General features: G+C 69.8%; 8 protein-coding genes and 1 pseudogene. All 9 read left to right on the top strand.

The window, feature by feature from the left end; genetic code table 11:
* The first annotated feature begins 34 nt into the window (after window positions 1–34).
* The gene (gene panD, locus AC08OP_RS10300) at window positions 35–505 is read left to right on the top strand and encodes an aspartate 1-decarboxylase (RefSeq protein WP_476613985.1); all 471 of its coding nucleotides are present in this window, start codon (window positions 35–37) and stop codon (window positions 503–505) included.
* A complete protein-coding gene (locus AC08OP_RS10295) occupies window positions 502–2,214 on the top strand; it encodes an L-aspartate oxidase (RefSeq protein WP_476613984.1) in 1,713 nt (570 codons plus the stop codon). The genes panD and AC08OP_RS10295 overlap by 4 nt, the downstream gene beginning before the upstream one ends.
* Window positions 2,211–3,230 (top strand): carboxylating nicotinate-nucleotide diphosphorylase, encoded by a 1,020-nt coding sequence (nadC, locus tag AC08OP_RS10290; RefSeq protein WP_476613983.1) that lies wholly within the window; start codon window positions 2,211–2,213, stop codon window positions 3,228–3,230. Before AC08OP_RS10295 ends, nadC begins: the two co-directional genes overlap by 4 nt.
* Window positions 3,230–3,982, top strand: coding sequence for a type III pantothenate kinase (locus tag AC08OP_RS10285; protein ID WP_476613982.1), 753 nt, complete (start codon window positions 3,230–3,232; stop codon window positions 3,980–3,982). Before nadC ends, AC08OP_RS10285 begins: the two co-directional genes overlap by 1 nt.
* A 182-nt stretch (window positions 3,983–4,164) precedes the next feature.
* Window positions 4,165–5,082 (top strand): SGNH/GDSL hydrolase family protein, encoded by a 918-nt coding sequence (locus tag AC08OP_RS10280; protein ID WP_476613981.1) that lies wholly within the window; start codon window positions 4,165–4,167, stop codon window positions 5,080–5,082.
* A 230-nt stretch (window positions 5,083–5,312) separates the two neighbouring features.
* Window positions 5,313–6,272 carry a (2Fe-2S)-binding protein gene (locus AC08OP_RS10275; RefSeq protein WP_476592058.1) on the top strand — a complete coding sequence of 320 codons (960 nt, stop codon included), beginning with the start codon at window positions 5,313–5,315 and terminating at the stop codon, window positions 6,270–6,272.
* Window positions 6,273–6,771: 499 nt separating this feature from the next.
* Window positions 6,772–9,276 (top strand): ATP-dependent Clp protease ATP-binding subunit, encoded by a 2,505-nt coding sequence (locus AC08OP_RS10270; protein WP_462202849.1) that lies wholly within the window; start codon window positions 6,772–6,774, stop codon window positions 9,274–9,276.
* A gap of 381 nt (window positions 9,277–9,657) precedes the next feature.
* On the top strand, window positions 9,658–11,124 hold the full coding sequence (locus AC08OP_RS10265; RefSeq protein WP_476613980.1) for a purple acid phosphatase family protein: 1,467 nt from the start codon (window positions 9,658–9,660) through the stop codon (window positions 11,122–11,124).
* 954 nt (window positions 11,125–12,078) lie between these two features.
* Window positions 12,079–14,066: pseudogene (locus AC08OP_RS10260) on the top strand (hypothetical protein); the annotation flags it as partial.

Raw genomic sequence — 14,066 nt, 5'->3', positions numbered from 1 at the left:
GTCCCGCCGACCGCGATCACCCGGGAGCCTGACCGTGTTGCGCACCATGCTCACCGCCAAGATCCACCGCGCCACGGTCACCCAGGCCGATCTGCACTATGTGGGCTCCGTGACGATCGACGCGAACCTGCTGGCCGCCGCCGACCTGCTGCCCGGCGAGCAGGTCACGATCGTCGACATCAACAACGGCGCCCGGCTGGAGACGTACGCCATCGCGGGACCGGCGGGAAGCGGGATCATCGGTATCAACGGTGCCGCGGCGCGCCTGGTCCAGCCGGGCGATCTGGTGATCATCATTGCGTACGGGCTCATGGACGACGCCGAGGCACGCCGGCACGTCCCGAAGGTGCTGTTCGTCGACGCGGCAAACCGGATCATCGGGCACGGCGACGACCCGGCCGAACCGCTCCCCGGCGACCCGTCGAGCCTGCGTGGCGACATCCCGGTCGACATCCCGGTACCTGCGGCCGCGGCGGCGGTCCGATCGGCCGTGGCTACGCAGTGACCGTGCTACCTTGCCGGCTCGGCGCGCCCCGCCCGGGATGGCTGCGCGCCGCGGACGTCGTCGTCATCGGTTCGGGCATCGCCGGGCTCACGACGGTCCTGCACCTGCGCCGGGCGCTGCCCGCCGCCCGGGTGCTGCTGGTGACCAAGGCACGCCTCGACGCCGGGTCGACCCGGTGGGCGCAGGGTGGGATCGCCGCCGCGCTCGCCGCGGAGGACTCGCCCGAAGATCATCTCTTCGACACCCTGGTCGCCGGCGTCGGGCTGTGCGACGAGGACGCAGCCCGAGTACTGGTCCGCGACGGACCGGCGCGGGTACGTGAGCTCGCCGAGCTCGGCGCCCGGTTCGATCGGACCACCGACGGCTCGTTCGCCCTCACCCGGGAGGGCGGCCATCTACGCAACCGCATCATCCATGCGGGTGGGGACGCCACCGGCCTGGAGGTGGAACGCGCCCTGATCACCGCCGTCCGGGCGGATGAGAGCGTCGAGGTCATCGAACACGCACTGGTCCTCGACCTGCTGCTCGACTCCGACGGTCGGGCCGCCGGCGCCACCCTGCACGTGCTGGGGGAGGGCAGCCGGGACGGCGTCGGCGCGGTGACGGCGGGCGCGGTGGTCCTGGCGACCGGCGGGATGGGGCAGATCTTCGCGTCGACGACCAATCCCGGCGTCTCCACCGGGGACGGGGTGGCGCTGGCTCTGCGCGCGGGCGCCGTCGTCGCGGACCTGGAGTTCGTCCAGTTCCACCCGACCGCCCTGTGGCTGCCCCCGTCCAGGCCGGGCGCCGTCGCCGAACTGCTCGGGGGCCAGCAGCCGCTGGTCAGCGAGGCCATGCGGGGGGAGGGTGCCGTTCTCGTCGACGCGGCCGGCGAGCGGGTGATGGCGGGCGTCCACCGGCTGGCCGACCTCGCGCCGCGCGACGTCGTCGCCAAGCAGATGTCGCGGGTCATGGCGGCCCAGGGGGTCGATCACCTGTTCCTGGACGCCCGGAGGCTGGGCGCGGCGACCATCGAGCGGCGGTTCCCCTCGATCACCGCGCGCTGCCGGTCCGCCGGCATCGATCCGGTCGCCAGGCCGATCCCCGTCGCGCCGGCCGCCCACTACGCCAGCGGCGGAGTGCGCACGGACCTGTGGGGCCGCACGAGCGTGGCCGGCCTGTACGCCTGCGGGGAGGTGGCCTGCACAGGGGTGCACGGCGCCAACCGGCTCGCGTCGAACAGCCTGCTGGAGGGGCTGGTCTTCGCCGCGCGCATCGCGGAGCACCTGGCCGGCACCGCGCCCGGCGGCCGGCACGGCGGCCAGCGCGGCGCCGCCATCCCCGCCGCGCCGGTGGTCGGTCGCGGCAGTGGTCTGACCGACCCCGCCGAACGCGCGGAGCTCGCGCGCGCGATGACCGACGGTGCCGGGGTGCTGCGCAGCGCGGACAGCCTGCGGGCGACGGCGAAGGTACTGGCCGGTCTCGGGGACCTGCGGGTCAGCGGGGCGACGGTCACGGCCGGGCCGCCGGCCTGGGAGATGACCAACCTGCGCACGGTTGCGACGGCCCTCGCCGCCGCCGCCGCCATCCGGACGGAGACCCGCGGGTCCCATTGGCGGGAGGACTTCGGTGAGCGGGACGACGAACACTGGCTCGGCCGGATCCTCACCCGGCTCGATCCAGAAGGGGAACTGATCGTGGACGTCGAGCCCATGCGCGGCTCGCGGTGAGCGGTTCCGGTTCCGCCGGCGTGCCCGGCGGACGGCTCTCGCCCGCCACCCGCAGTGCCCTCGCCTCGGCCGGCCTCGACCCGGACGGGGTGGTGGCCCTGGTCGGCCGCGCGCTCGTGGAGGACCTCCCGGTCTGGGAGGAGAACGAGGTGACCGGCCAGATCGGCGCGGTCGACGCGACCTCCGAGGCGACGGTCGACCCCGCCCTCGTCGGGCACGGCGCCATCGTCTCGCGGGCCGCGGGCGTCGTCGCCGGCCTGCCGGTCGCCGCCGCCGTCTTCGAAAGCCTGCTCGGGCCGGCCGCGACCGTCACCCTGACCGCTCGCGACGGCGACCCTGTCCCGCCGGGCACCACGGTGGCCTACGTCAACGGGCCGGTCCGCGGCCTGCTCACCGCCGAACGCACCGCGCTGAACCTGCTGTGCCACCTGTCCGGGATCGCCACCCTGACGCGGGCCTGGGTCGACGCGGTCACCGGCACCGGTGCGGTGATCCGCGACACCCGCAAGACGCTACCCGGCCTGCGCGCGCTGGAGAAGTACGCGGTGCGCTGCGGGGGCGGGGTGAACCACCGCATGTCGCTGACGGACGCAGCCCTGATCAAGGACAACCACGTGGTCGCGGCGGGTGGCGTGGCGGCGGCGTTCGCCGCGGTGCAGGCCCGGTTCCCCGGGCTGCCCGTCGAGGTCGAATGCGACACCGTCGACCAGGTCGCGGAGGCCGTCGATGCCGGATGTGATCTCATCCTCTGCGACAATATGTCGCTGGCGGACCTGCGGGCCGCGGTCCAGCTCACCCGTCCGGCCGGGGTGCGGCTCGAGGCGAGCGGCGGCCTGACCCTGCGAACGGCGGCGGCGGTGGCAGCCGTCGGCGTCGACTATCTCGCCGTCGGCGCCCTGACCCATTCGGCGCCCGCTCTCGACCTCGGCCTCGATCTCGCCCTGGATCCCGATCATCGCCCGGGATCGGCCACCGCGGGCCCACCGATCGAGGGTCTGATCGTGGAGGAATCCTGATGCTGCTCGCCATCGACGTCGGTAACACCAACACCGTCGTCGGCGTGTTCGAGGGTGAACACCTCGCCGACTCCTGGCGGGTGCGCACCGACCCGCAGGCGACCGCGGACGAACTGGTGCTGCTCTACCACGGCCTGCTCGGCGAGTACAAGGTCACCGGTGTCTCGATCTGCTCGACCGTTCCCGCCGCGCTTCGAGCCCTGCGCCGGATGGTGGTCCGGGCCTTTCACGACATTCCGGTCGTCATCGTCGAACCGGGGACGCGGACCGGGGTTCCCATCCTCATCGACAATCCGAAGGAAGCCGGCGCGGACCGCATCATGAACACGCTCGCCGCGCACCACCTCTACGGCGGGCCGGCGATCGTCGTCGACTTCGGCACCTCGACGAACCTGGACATCGTCTCGGCACGCGGCGAGTTCATCGGCGGAATCTTCGCACCGGGCATCGAGATCGCGCTGGACGCACTCGCGTCCCGGGCGGCCCAGCTCCGTAAGGTGGAACTGGTCGCGCCACGTTCCGTCATCGGCAAGAGCACGGTCGAGGCACTCCAGTCCGGCATGATCTACGGCGTCGCCGGTCAGGTGGACGGCCTGGTACGCCGCATCCGGGCCGAGCTCGGGACGGATGCGGTGACGATCGCCACCGGGGGTCTCGCGTCCGTGGTCATCAAGGAAAGTGAGACCCTTGACCGCCACGAGCCCCATCTGACACTCATCGGCCTGCGTCTCGTCTTCGAGAAGAATATCTGATCCGATCCCGACCGGGCTCGTTCAGGCTCGTTCGGGCTGCATTACGGCGACCAGGATAATTACGACGATCGCGCATCTCCGGGGCTGCGACCGGTCCAGCGGATTAGGCAACCGACTCTGCCGAGCGACAGCCGCCGGGTTCGACGGACCGTCCTCCCGCGACTCGGTTACGATTCCGTGCCATGCGGGACCGAAGCTCGGGAACACAGCCCGGCGTATCGTCACATCCCGGCAGCGGATACTTCACTCATCCCTTTCTTGTCACCGCGATGGCAGCATTCCTGTTCGCCGCGGTTCCGATTACGTACGGTTGGGGTGATCCGGCTTCGGCCGGTCCGCAGCCCCGTACCCTGGCCGTGCTGGGCGACTCCTACTCCTCGGGGGAGGGCAATCCTCCCTTCGACTCGCTGGCCCCCCAGTGCCGGCGGAGCGGCCAGGCCTGGCCACGGCTGCTGGGCGGTATGGGATCGGGGGTCACCGTCTCGCTGTTCGCCGCGTGTTCCGGAGCCACCACCGGCGCCCTACACGAGTCGTTCAAGGGCGAGAAACCCCAGCTGGCCCAGCTACGTGCACTGGGCCGGGCCCCAGACGTCGTCACCATCACCATCGGCGGCAACGATGCCGGATTCGGCAGGGTCATCTTCAGTTGTTATGCGTGGAGATGCTTCTGGGATGGCAATGACCGCCGCGAGCGCGATCTTGTCACCAAGGAACTTCCGGGTGTCCTGAGCGCCAACTACGCGGCGGTGAAGGCCGCCGCCCCGCATTCGCGGATCATCGTGGTCGGCTATCCCTACATATTTCCGGGCAACCAGCTCAACAACATCTGTACCTGGCTGACCAACAGGGAACGTCGACAGCTGACGAGGCTGAACAGACAGCTCGACCAGGTCATCAGAAAATCCGCGTCGGATGCGGGAGTGGAGTTCGTCTCGACGGATCGGGCGCTACGCGGTCACGAAATCTGCACACCGGACCCGTGGGTGGCTCCGGTCAATCTGTTCGGACCGACACGTGATCTGAGCGCGCACCCCACTATGCACGGGCAGCAGGCCATCGCCGAGGCCGTCCAGCGCCATCTCGCCACGGACAGCTGGTGACGCGGGCCGACCAGCCCGGCAACCGCGCGATGTCGACCCACCCCACGATGCCGGCCCGATGACTCGTGGGCATAGCACTGATGGCGGCTCCAGTTGACGCCAGACATGAAGTTAGGCTTACTTAAAGTCATGCTCATGCTCACGCCACCCTGCGGGAGATCCTGCACCCTGGCACAGCTACGCCCGGCCCAGCCGCGGCACACCTCCCGGTCCCGGCAGTGAAGCGGTCGGTGAACGAACGCCGCACCGGCTCGGCGGCGTCCCCGGCGGCGCCTTCCAGGGAAGTAGTCCCCGAGGGGACGGCGCCGGAACTCTCCGGGGGTACCGTCCAGTGCGCCGAACCGCCGTTCGAGGCAAGCCTGCGGGACCTCGCCGAGGTGCTGGAGCCGCGCGGTGTGCAGTTCGGGATGCCGGACGGCCCGGGCTGGGCCGACTGTGCCTTCCTGACCGGACCAGCAGGCGTGGCCGAGGCGCTGGCCCGGGTGGGCGCCGCGCACGGCGCCAGCCCGGAGGTCGCCGCGAGCTACCTGGCGAACTGGTACTCGGCGAACGTCGCCGCCCCGGCCATCGCCTGTTTCGTCCTCCTGCACCGGGTGCCGGCCCTGACCCCGGCAACGATGTCCCTACGCGCCCTCGACGGCGGCTGGTTCGACCAGACCGCGTTCCACCGGCCGGCCATGACCGTCCTGGCGGATGACCCGATCGCGGGGGGCGTCACCGCCGGAGACGGGGTGAATGCCCGGATCGGCGTGGTCGGGGACGTGGTCGGGGACGTCGCCGCGTTGCGCAGTCGCCTGGTCGAGGAGGTGCTCGCGCATCTCCAACCGTTCGTCGAGGAGCTGCGGGGACGGGTCCGGCTCGGCCTTCCGGCGCTGTGGGGGGCGGTGGCCGCGCAGTGCGCCCGCGCCTTCCTGCTGACCGAGCGCGCGACCGGCGATCCCCACCTCGGCCGAGTGGAGGCCGACGCCTTCTTCTCCCGGGCTACTCCCACCATGCGGGCCCGGCCCCGTTGGCACGAGTTCGTCCACCACGGCCGGCGGTACACCGGCATACGCCGTGGGTCGTGCTGCCTGGCCTACCGGCTTGGTGACGACTACTGCACCTCGTGTCCCTTTACCGGTGACCAGGATCGCGAGGAACGGCTGCGCGCCTGGGTCGACACGCAGGGCAACGGAGGACTTGCGGTCTGAGAATCACCCGAAGCACAGCCCGAGTATGCGCACGTAAAGTAGTTACTCACAAGATGCAAGCAAGATCTGTCGCTGAAACTCCCCAGGGCTGCGACAATGAGTAACATTGACAACGCAAAACGATATACATGTGAGTTGAATCACAACGAGATGCACCTCCTCATCCACTACCGTCGGTAGCATCGGTGAGGAGGCTCACCGAGGTGGGACGCACCGCTTGGCGCGTACCGCCGCACCGTACGCCCGACCGGAGACGTCGCGAAGCGGGCGGCGTCGTTCTGCTCTTGGCGGAACGACGTGACGGAGTCATGGCTGGTCGGCCACGGTTGCCTTAGACGTCTCCGCTGGTCGGACCGGTACTTGCGCCGGTCCGCCGCCCACGACGATGTGGACGGTGCCGGCGGGTAGGTTTCTGTTCGATGCGTGAGGACATGCCTCGGCGGAGCTAGCATGCGGATACCGGCTGTCGTGTGGTCGGTCGCAGCTCGAAGGAGCGCACATGTTCGAGAGATTCACCGACCGGGCACGTCGGGTCGTCGTCCTGGCCCAAGAAGAGGCCAGGATGCTCAACCACAACTACATCGGGACCGAGCACATCCTGCTCGGCCTGATCCACGAGGGCGAGGGCGTCGCCGCCAAGGCCCTCGAGTCCCTCGGCATCTCCCTTGAGGGTGTGCGGTCACAGGTCGAAGAGATCATCGGCCAGGGGCAGCAGGCACCGAGCGGGCACATCCCGTTCACGCCGCGCGCGAAGAAGGTCCTGGAGCTGTCGCTTCGGGAGGCGCTGCAGCTCGGTCACAACTACATCGGCACCGAGCACATCCTGTTGGGCCTGATCCGCGAGGGCGAGGGCGTCGCCGCTCAGGTGCTCGTCAAGCTGGGTGCGGACCTCAACCGGGTGCGCCAGCAGGTCATCCAGCTGCTGTCCGGTTACCAGGGCAAGGGCGAGACCGCCACGTCCGGCGCGCCCGCCGAGGGGACCCCGTCCACCTCCCTGGTGCTGGACCAGTTCGGCCGCAACCTCACCGCGGCGGCGCGCGAGTCCAAGCTCGACCCGGTCATCGGGCGCGAGAAGGAGATCGAGCGCGTCATGCAGGTGCTGTCACGCCGGACCAAGAACAACCCGGTCCTGATCGGTGAACCCGGCGTCGGCAAGACCGCCGTGGTCGAGGGACTGGCGCAGGCGATCATCAAGGGCGAGGTGCCCGAGACCCTGAAGGACAAGCAGCTCTACACCCTCGACCTCGGCGCTCTGGTCGCCGGTTCCCGCTACCGCGGTGACTTCGAGGAGCGGCTGAAGAAGGTCCTCAAGGAGATCCGGACCCGCGGCGACATCATCCTGTTCATCGACGAGCTGCACACACTGGTCGGCGCGGGCGCGGCCGAGGGTGCCATCGACGCGGCGTCGATCCTCAAGCCCATGCTCGCCCGCGGTGAGCTGCAGACCATCGGCGCGACTACGCTCGACGAGTACCGCAAGCACTTGGAGAAGGACGCCGCTCTCGAGCGGCGGTTCCAGCCGATCCAGGTCGCGGAGCCGTCAGTGGCGCACACGATCGAGATCCTCAAGGGGCTGCGGGACCGGTACGAGGCTCATCACCGGGTATCGATCACCGATGCCGCGCTGGTGGCGGCCGCCTCCCTGGCCGACCGTTACATCTCCGACCGGTTCCTGCCCGACAAGGCGATCGACCTGATCGACGAGGCGGGTTCGCGGATGCGCATCCGTCGGATGACCGCTCCGCCGGACCTGCGCGAGTTCGACGAGCGCATCGCCACCGTCCGCCGGGACAAGGAGTCCGCGATCGACGCGCAGGACTTCGAGAAGGCCGCGTCCCTGCGGGACAAGGAGAAGACCCTCCTCTCCGAGAAGGCGAAGCGGGAGAAGGAGTGGAAGGCCGGTGACATGGACGTCGTCGCCGAGGTGGGCGACGAGGAGATCGCCGAGGTGCTCGCCATCTGGACGGGCATCCCGGTCTTCAAGCTCACCGAGGAGGAGACCGCGCGCCTGCTGCGCATGGAGGACGAGCTACACAAGCGCGTCATCGGCCAGCAGCAGGCCATCAAGGCCGTCTCCCAGGCGATCCGGCGCACCCGTGCCGGGCTGAAGGACCCCAAGCGCCCCGGCGGTTCGTTCATCTTCGCCGGCCCGTCCGGTGTCGGTAAGACGGAGCTGTCCAAGACGCTCGCCGAGTTCCTCTTCGGTGACGAGGACGCGCTCATCCAGCTCGACATGTCCGAGTACATGGAGAAGCACACCGTCTCGCGGCTGGTGGGTTCCCCGCCCGGCTACGTCGGCTACGAGGAGGGCGGCCAACTCACCGAGCGGGTGCGGCGCAAGCCGTTCTCGGTGGTCCTGTTCGACGAGGTCGAGAAGGCGCACCCCGACGTCTTCAACACCCTCCTGCAGATCCTGGAGGACGGTCGGCTGACCGACTCCCAGGGCCGGCTGGTCGACTTCAAGAACACCGTTCTGATCATGACGTCGAACCTGGGCACCCGGGACATCTCCAAGGGCCCCGGCATCGGGTTCGCCACCGGTCAGGGCGCCGTCGACTACGAGCGGATGAAGGCGAAGGTTCAGGACGAGCTCAAGCAGCACTTCCGGCCCGAGTTCCTCAACCGGATCGACGACATCATCGTCTTCCACCAGCTGTCCGAGGCCGAGATCATCCAGATCGTCGATCTGATGCTGGCCCGGGTGGACGCCCAGCTCAAGAACAAGGACATGGCTCTCGAGCTGACGTCGGCCGCCAAGGCCCTGCTGGCGAAGAAGGGGTACGACCCGGTGCTGGGCGCCCGGCCACTGCGCCGGACGATCCAACGGGAGATCGAGGACGTGCTGTCCGAGAAGATCCTGTACGGCACGCTCAAGCCGGGCGAGATCGTCGTCGGGGACGTCGAAGGCGATGGTGACGAGGCGAAGTTCGTCTTCCGTGGCGAGGTGAAGCCGAACCAGGTGCCCGATGCCCCGCCGGTCGATCTGGCCAAGTCCAGCGAGTAGGCACTCGGGAAGTTCCGGCCGCCTCCCGGGAGGCGGCCGGTCCGGTGACCTCGCAATGGCCGGACGCGATAGCCGGGCGTGATGGCCAGACGGCGATGGCCGGCGCAGCCCCGGGGCTGCGCCGGCCATCGCCGTCTCGGCCGCGTATCCGGGCTGGTCGCTCCAGAGCTGGAACACGTTCGTTCTCTCACACATCGCTCGGTCACACCGCTCAGTCGGCGACCGGTAACGGAATATGGGAAAATGTCAGCCACCGGATAACCACCTTGCCAGCCGGGGCACCTGGCGAGATCGGGTCCGGTTGCCGGCACAGCACAGGCACAACTTCATCGCCCCGAGGATGGTTCGGACTGCTGGTTCGGCGAACGGAGAGCTCCGCTGGTGACTGGTAGTCCCGACGTCGCGCTTGGCGTTCACCTGACCTTCGGCTCTGATCCCGCCACGTCCATGGTCGTCTCGTGGCTGACCCGAACTGCCGTCCCACGGCCCCAGGTACGGTTCGGCCCGGCGGATGGCGGGTCTACCGACTCGGTGACCGCGCTCACCCGTTCCTACACGGACGCCCTGACGAACGAGGTGGTCTTCGCCCACCATGCGCACCTGTCCGGCCTCCTGCCGGCTACCGGCTACCGCTATGACGTGGGTCATGACGGGCGCTGGGGCCTGGCCCACGGGTCGTTCCGCACGGCTCCACGGCACCGGGCCGCCTTCAGCTTCACCTGCTTCGGCGACCAGGGCACCGACGAGCCGCATGACCCGTACGGCTCGGCCGCGTCACGCCACGTGGTGGCCGGGGTGGAACGCCTCGCGCCGCTGTTCAACCTCGCGAACGGCGACCTGTCGTACGCCAACCAGCGCACAGATCCGGTTCGCGCCTGGTTCGACTGGTTCACGATGATCAGCTCCTCCGCCCGGTTCCGGCCGTGGATGCCCTGCAACGGCAACCATGAGACCGAGCGGGGCAACGGAGCGCTGGGGCTAGCCGCCTACCAGGCCTACTTCGCCCTTCCCCAGCACGACGAGGAGGCCTACCTCGCCGGGCTCTGGTACGCGTTCACCGTCGGCGGCGTGCGGTTCGTCATGCTCAGCGCCGCCGACGTCTGCTATCAGGACAGCGGGCGGGTCTACCTCCATGGGTACACCGCCGGCCGGCAGACCTCCTGGTTGGAGCGGACCCTCAAACAGGCCCGCGCCGATCCCGGCATCGACTGGATCGTCGTCGGCATGCACCACGCCGCGGTATCGACCGCGGCGGAGCACAACGGCGCCGACCTCGGTATCCGGGAGGAATGGCTGCCGTTGTTCGACACCTACGAGGTGGATCTGGTGCTCTGCGGCCACGAGCACCACTACGAGCGCACTCATCCGCTGCGCGGGGTCGTGCCGGACAGCGCGACCCGGACTCCCCGCCCGGTCCCCGATGCGACGACGCCCGCCCGGAAGACCGCTGACGGAGCGGGCGCCGCGGCTGTCGGCGGGGCCGGTGACCTGCTCGACACCTCGGCGGGCACCGTCCACCTGCTCGTGGGGACCGGAGGATCATCGTCGCCGTCCGCGCACGCACTGTTCGATCCACCCGCCTGCTGGGTCATCGTCGGCGTGCACGAACAGGATCCCGGCGGGTGGCATCGCCGATCGGCCCGGGCGAGGGAGGAGGCGCCCTGGCTCGCCTTCCGGGCACCGGAGCATCCATACGCCTTCGCGGCTTTCGAGGTGGATCCAGGTGAACCGGGCGGCTCGACGAGCATCCGGGTGACCGTGTACGACTCCAGTGCACCGACGCCGGTCCCGTTCGACCGGTTCACCCTCGTCCGGCCACGCGCCGACGCGGCCGTGCCCACCACCTGACCGGCCACCCGACCGAGAAGCCGTCGGACGGTACGAAGCGGGCCGGTTCTGATCGCCCTTCCAGCGAGATGTATGTGTGTCCCCGAGGTGTTCTCCCCCGCACTACCGGGAGCTCAGGAATCGCGCCACGGCCATGACAACCTCGATCTCGGCCGAAGACCGTTCACCGATCGCATCGTGTGACGGTATTCAACGTCAGATCCGCCTCCCCCGGATAGCGTCACTCGCCGTGAGATCCGTCGGATTATTGGCGCCGGAACCACCGCCCCCGCACCGATCAGCTCGATGGATCCCACCAATTCCGCGAACAAACCGCGCCCTGCGGCGGCGGGCACATCCGGGGCGATGAACAAGCCGAATAACATCACGTCAACACCTTGTCTACAACAGCGACCCACCATGCGACAAAAGGACGACCGCGGAAGTTCCCCGCGCACACATATACCGGCGGTACGGCAGCGGGCACTACAGAACTTCGTCGGGGGTACGACTTGGGCCCGGTTGCGATCCTTCCTCGGGCGGGAGCGACGGCACACCCCGCGGAAGGATCGCAACCGACGGGCCGACAGCGATCGCAAGGCCGATTTTTCAGGACTCCTCTGGACGTCTACCGGGCGCCAGGAATATTTTTCCGCCAGCACGCCATAATTCACCGGGACAGCACGATCAATGCCCGGCTGAGGGACCGCCGTCTGGGGGGCGAGCATTGGCTGAGAAGCAGCGAGCGGCCAGGGGGCTCCTGTCCTCATGCCCACCCGCTAGGACCAGGACTTTCGTGCGGGACCAACATTACGCGGCCCGGCATTACGGCCCCCGGAAGGAAGTATCACCGGCGGGTGCGAGCGGATTTGAAGACACCCGGGAAGGCGTCGCCGCCGGATCCGTCGTCCTCGGCGCTTGTCGCGGCTGGCGTGTTCAGCGACGCCGTCGGGCCCGGCGGAACGGGTGTCTACCGTGATCGATCACCTGGGGACGCCGAGGGCACGGTCCGGCTGGGCAGCGGAGGCGACGCGGCTCGACCAGATGATCTATTCCTGGTCGCGCCGGAGCAGGACGGGCGGCGAGAGTCACCTCCCGGCGGCAAGCTCCCTGGGCTCCACGGTGACCAGGTCCTGGAGCGGGCTTCTCGCCGGCGAGGTCGAGCTCGACGAGAGCCGGGTCCCCCACCCACCGTCGGCGCTCACCTACATCATCCGGTCTCCGGATCATCCCGAGACGCCGGACCATCTCACGGCGAGGGATCCGCGCCGCATCCCGGAAGCGGCGCTCGTGCACCGAATCCGGATCCCGGAACGCGGCGGCGAGAGCCGGGCCCGGCTGCGTGCCCACATCCTGATCGGCCGGGCGGACTATCTGACCGAACGGGTGGGGCTCGCGTTGTACGCGGCGGGTGGGATCGTGGTGGGTAGCTCCCGCGCCGTCCCGCGGCTGGCTCCCCTGCACCTGCGCGACCTCACCGCACGCCGACGGACGGGCGAGCGGGCCCTGCGCCAGTCGGCGCGCGCGGGGGTGCGGCGCGATCGGCTCGTCACGCTCATCGCGGCGGTACTGGCATGGTCGCGGGCCGAGCGTCCCTTCGTGGTGGCCCACACCGGTTCGGATGAGGCGCTCACGCTGATGTGGGCCCTGGTGGAGATCCTCGAAGGTGTTCTGCCCTACCGGCTGACCTTCTCCACGCATGCGACCGCCGTCCCCTCGGGCGCCGTCCCCTCGGGCGCGCGGCACACCGACGAGCCGGGCCCGCGGTTCCTGTTCGTCCCGTTCGAACCGGAGTGTGCCGGCAACGGGGAGCCCGCCGCGATCCACGTGGATCCGCGGGGCGGGCCGGACGCTCCACCGATCATGGCCACCGCCGCCCGGCTGCTCGTGGACCTTTACGGCCGCGGTGGGATGCGGGGAATCGGCGACCTGCTGGCCCTGGTCGGTGACGAGATGTTCGATCCGGGCCGGCCGGAACCCTGGTGCCGGCGGGTGGTGGAGAACGGGGTCGGGAGGACCGCCGCGCCGCCGCCCGGCGGCGACCTGGCCGCCCTCGCGGATACCGCGGGTGCTCCGCGTACGGGCGTCCCGGGTACCGCGAGTGGTTCGGGTACCGCGAGTGGTTCGGGTACCGCGAGTGGTTCGGGTACGTCGGGTCCCCCGGATCCGGCACCCCTCTCGACCACGACCGATGCCGTCGGCCTGGGACGCTCGACGGCCCCGGCAACGCCGGGCGCTCCGGCCCCGGCAGCGACGGCAGGCGCCGGAGCGCTCGCCGTCCGCGAACACCTCCGCGAACGGTACGAACGCCTGCGGGCTTCGAACTGGTCAAGCTCCGCCGAACAGGGCACGGCCGCGGACCCCGTGCGCCGTCTTTTCACCGCCATCATCGAACCGGTCGGTCTGCCGGCGGACCTGGCGAGTGCGGAGCGGCTACGCGGTCAGCTGCGCCGGGTCGCGGGGCTGCTGGCCGGCCCCGTCGCCGGCCCGGGCGGCGGGCTCGTGCCAGCGGCCCGGGCAGCGGACCCCGGGCCCCGGGAACGGTTACACAAGGAGATCGTCGGCGTCATTCTGGGCCGGCTGCGGGAGGAGGAGCCGCCTAGCCGGATGATCGACGAAATCTCCAACGCGGTCGCCGAGGAGCAGCGCCAAGTCGAAGGAACGATCTCCGCCCTCGCGGACGAACTCGCCGCATTGCGGGTTCCTTCGCCCGCACAGATCCGCGACGAGCCACTGCAGCGGGAAGGACCACTGCACCGCGACGAGCCACTGCGCCAGGCAGTTCCACTGCTCGCGGCCGCCCTGGAGTCGATCTTCTCGGGATATCGGATGACCTCCGCGCGCGACAACGCGATCCGGCTGGCCACGGAGACCGCCGAGGCGCTGCGCGCCGCCCGGCCGGACCACCTGTCGGCGTCGCCTACCGGTACTTCCCGACCCGCCCCCACCCGGCTCGCCGTCAC

Source organism: Frankia sp. CeRuru1 (assembly GCF_977966315.1).
Note: the sequence above shows the minus strand (reverse complement) of the source record. Positions and strands in the feature narration are given on the sequence as shown.

Excerpts from the sequence above, each read along its gene's own strand:
- AC08OP_RS10285 (WP_476613982.1), top strand. The coding sequence starts at position 3,230 with ATGCTGCTCGCCATCGACGTCGGTAACACCAACACCGTCGTCGGCGTG.
- AC08OP_RS10280 (WP_476613981.1), top strand. The coding sequence starts at position 4,165 with ATGCGGGACCGAAGCTCGGGAACACAGCCCGGCGTATCGTCACATCCC.
- AC08OP_RS10270 (WP_462202849.1), top strand. The coding sequence starts at position 6,772 with ATGTTCGAGAGATTCACCGACCGGGCACGTCGGGTCGTCGTCCTGGCC.